Genomic DNA, 3,204 nt, shown 5'->3' with positions numbered 1-3,204 from the left:
GTGTCGGGGCCCCCGGGACGGGGCCCCGAGGCGGAGCCGTCAGCAGACCGTTCCCAGGCTGTAGCCGGGCTGCGCCGCGACGCCGTCCAGCCGGACCGGCCGCTCGGCCGGCGCCCACTCCTGCCCGCCGCTCGACCAGGCCCAGGAGGCCTGCAGGTACTCCCCGCAGGAGGCGGCCGAGCCCTGCGAGCCGTGCAGCACCGCGACGCCCGGCAGCTCCAGGGCCAGCCCGGTGCAGAGCACCGCGCAGACCAGCTCCAGGTCCTCGTCGTTGATCCGGACCACGCCGTCCTCCCACTGGAGGACCCGAGCCGCGGCGGTCAGCCTCCCGCCGGGCGCGTCCACCCGCAGGCGCAGCTCGTACACGCCGGCCCCCGCGCCGACCAGCATCCGGCGGAACACCTCGCCCCCGCGCTGGTAGGCGGCGCGTACCCAGGCGGCGTGCTCCTCGTCGGGCGCGCCCGCGCCCCCGCACAGGCCCCCGTCGAGCAGCAGGTCGGCGTGGCAGAGCGTCAGCCCGTTCTCCCGGGCGCGCACCAGGCGGGGCACGAAGTCCCCGGCCAGCTCCTCGCCCTGATAGGCCAGCAGCTGGGTCTGCAGGGCCGGGTTGACCAGGTAGCGGTCGCGGGCGGCGGGCTCGGCCGGGTCCAGCCCGTGCAGCACGCAGAACTCCTCGAAGTCCTGCGGGTGGAACATCCGGGCCCGGACGGTGTCGAACCGCTCCAGCGCCTCGGCCAGCAGCTCGGCGGTGTCGGCCAGGTAGCGCTCGTGGTCGGGGGCGTCGGAGATCCCCCAGGCGCGCGCCCGGGCGAAGTCCGCGGCGTTGGTCAGCACCCCGATGACAAAAGCCTGCTCGGCGCCGCCGGCCCGCTGTGGCCGGTGCGACGCCCGCACCGCGGGCCGCGAGCCGCCGGCGGTGCAGTCGGAGTTACGGCGGGCGCGACCCTTTTGACTCATCGGTGGCTCCTGGCTTCGGGGGTTGACGGTCCGCGGCACGCTCGCCGCTGACCGTCTTCCTCCCCATCCGCGCGCGCCGCACACGTACGGCGTGTCACAGGAATGTAACCACCGGTAATGTGGGGCCGCCGGGTCAGGGGCGGGGCGCCCGGGCCAGCTGGCGGGACTGCGCGACCAGGCGGCCGGACTCGTCCCAGACCTCCGCGTCCTCCTCGAAGTAGCCACCGGCCAGGTTGCGGGTCGCGTGGGTGACCCGCAACCAGCCGGGCACGGGCCTGGCGCGCAGGTGGACGGTCAGCTCGATGGTGGGCGCCCAGCCCGGCATGCCGAGGTCGAAGGTGACCGGCGGCAGCGCGTCGGCGACCAGCAGGAGCAGCAGCGGGTCGGGCTCGCGGCCGTCGGCGAGCCGGAACCAGCCCTGGATCCGCCCGTTGCCGGAGGGCTGCCCGAGCGCCCAGCCGATGGTGGCCGGGTCCAGCCGCAGGTCGAACCGCTCCAGCAGGGCGGCCTGGGCGATCAGCTCCTTGGGCGCGTGCTCGACGCCGACGCACTGGTCCGGCGGCGGCAGCTGCGGCGGCCGCGCGCTGGTGCGCACCTCGCCGTCGGCGGTGGCGAGGTCGCCGTGGCTGGCCACCACCCGCAGCCGCTCGACGCCGTCCTGGCTGAGCGAGGCGGTGCCGGTGGACAGGCCGCGGCCGGTGCGCAGCACCTCGGTGCGGACGGTGGCCGGGCCGGGGGTGGAGGCGGACAGGTAGTAACCGCTGATCGACACCGGGTCCGGGTGGGTGCCGTGCTCCAGCGACAGCGCGTGTCCGGCCACCGCGAGCAGCAGTCCGCCGTTCACCCCGCCGCCGATCTGCCAGCCGGCGCCGAGCTCGGCGTCGTAGCGGCCGGCCTCCTCGGGGTGCCTGGTCAGGGCGATGCCCTGGTCGAACTCGCTGCGGATCGCGGTGGTCATCTGGGGGGACCTGCCCTTCACGCGTGGTTCCGGACGTCAAGTTACTGACAAGTAGGTCCCCACCCTACGCCGACCGGGTGAAACGCGGAACGGCCGCCGGACACCTGTTCGGGTCCGACGGCCGTCCGCGAGGTCCACCTGCCTACCGGCGGATGCTCGGCTTCAGCTCCAGGAAGCGGGCGAGCATGCCGTTGACGAAGGCCGGGGAGTCGTCCGTGGAGAACTCCTTGGCGATCTCGACGGCCTCGTCCAGGACGACGGCGTCCGGGACGCCGTCCTCCCAGATCAGCTCGTAGGCACCGAGCCGCAGAACGTTGCGGTCCACGATCGGCATCCGGTCGAGCGACCAGCCGACGGAGTACTGCTCGATCAGGTCGTCGATGCGACGAGCGTGCTGGACGTACCCCTCGATGAGCTCCATGGTGTACTCACCCACCTGCGGGGTGCCCTCGTCGGGCCTGGGCTCGCGGGCGCGGGCCACCCAGTCGGCGAGGACCTGCTGCGGGTCGACCCCGCGGTGGTCGGCCTCGAAGAGGATCTGGAAGGCCCTGGTGCGGGCCTTGCTGCGTGCGGCCGACACGGACTTACTTCACCCGGCCGAGGTAGCTGCCGTCGCGGGTGTCGACCTTGACCTTCTCACCCTTGGTGACGAAGAGCGGCACCTGGATCTCGGCGCCGGTCTCCAGGGTGGCCGGCTTGGTGCCACCGGTGGAGCGGTCGCCCTGGACGCCCGGCTCGGTCTCGGCGATGGTCAGCTCGACCGCGGCCGGGAGCTCGATGTAGAGGACCGAGCCCTCGTTCTGCGCGACGAGGGCCTCGAAGCCCTCCAGCAGGTACTTGGCGGCGTCGCCGACGACCGACGGCTCGATGGTCAGCTGGTCGTAGGTGTCCATGTCCATGAACACGAAGTTCTCGCCGTCCTTGTACGAGAACTGCATGCCGCGCTTGTCGACGTTGGCGGTCTCGACCTTGGTGCCCGCGTTGAAGGTCTTGTCGACGACCTTGCCGGTCAGGACCTCCTTGAGCTTGGTACGCACGAAGGCCGGGCCCTTGCCGGGCTTGACGTGCTGGAACTCGACGACGGACCAGAGCTTGCCGCCCTCCAGCTTGAGGACCATGCCGTTCTTGAGATCGTTCGTGGAAGCCACGGGCGCACTAACTCCTGTATAGCTGTCAAGGAACCAAGGGATTGCGTCCTGCCTTCCACGGCCCCCGGGGGGCCGCGGTCACAGGGCGAGGAGCTCCTTGGTGGTGATGGTGAGCAGCTCGGGCCCGCCCTCTTCGAGGGG

The 3,204-nt window shown here is 72.5% G+C and carries 4 protein-coding genes; all 4 read right to left on the bottom strand.

Annotated elements, in window-relative coordinates; translation table 11 throughout:
- Positions 1-39: 39 nt before the first annotated feature.
- The 4 genes from ACIQOV_RS34285 to efp all read right to left on the bottom strand — a co-directional run bounded on the left by ACIQOV_RS34285 (position 40) and on the right by efp (position 3,063).
- On the bottom strand, positions 40-957 hold the full coding sequence (locus ACIQOV_RS34285; protein ID WP_401054707.1) for a hypothetical protein: 918 nt from the start codon (positions 955-957) through the stop codon (positions 40-42).
- Positions 958-1,090: 133 nt separating this feature from the next.
- The gene (locus ACIQOV_RS34280) at positions 1,091-1,915 is read right to left on the bottom strand and encodes a thioesterase family protein (RefSeq protein ID WP_401054706.1); all 825 of its coding nucleotides are present in this window, start codon (positions 1,913-1,915) and stop codon (positions 1,091-1,093) included.
- 142 nt (positions 1,916-2,057) lie between these two features.
- The gene (nusB, locus tag ACIQOV_RS34275) at positions 2,058-2,495 is read right to left on the bottom strand and encodes a transcription antitermination factor NusB (RefSeq protein ID WP_359897437.1); all 438 of its coding nucleotides are present in this window, start codon (positions 2,493-2,495) and stop codon (positions 2,058-2,060) included.
- Positions 2,496-2,499: 4 nt separating this feature from the next.
- Positions 2,500-3,063 carry an elongation factor P gene (gene efp, locus ACIQOV_RS34270; protein ID WP_359897438.1) on the bottom strand — a complete coding sequence of 188 codons (564 nt, stop codon included), beginning with the start codon at positions 3,061-3,063 and terminating at the stop codon, positions 2,500-2,502.
- Positions 3,064-3,204: the final 141 nt, after the last annotated feature.

It is taken from the genome of Kitasatospora sp. NPDC091257 (genome assembly GCF_044757675.1).
In the GTDB taxonomy this organism is placed as follows: Bacteria; Actinomycetota; Actinomycetes; order Streptomycetales; family Streptomycetaceae; genus Kitasatospora; species Kitasatospora lactacystinica.
The sequence above is the reverse complement of the archived record's forward strand: the minus strand, read 5'-3'. Positions and strand labels throughout refer to the sequence as shown.

Excerpts from the sequence above, each read along its gene's own strand:
- ACIQOV_RS34285 (WP_401054707.1), bottom strand. The coding sequence starts at position 957 with ATGAGTCAAAAGGGTCGCGCCCGCCGTAACTCCGACTGCACCGCCGGC.
- ACIQOV_RS34280 (WP_401054706.1), bottom strand. The coding sequence starts at position 1,915 with ATGACCACCGCGATCCGCAGCGAGTTCGACCAGGGCATCGCCCTGACC.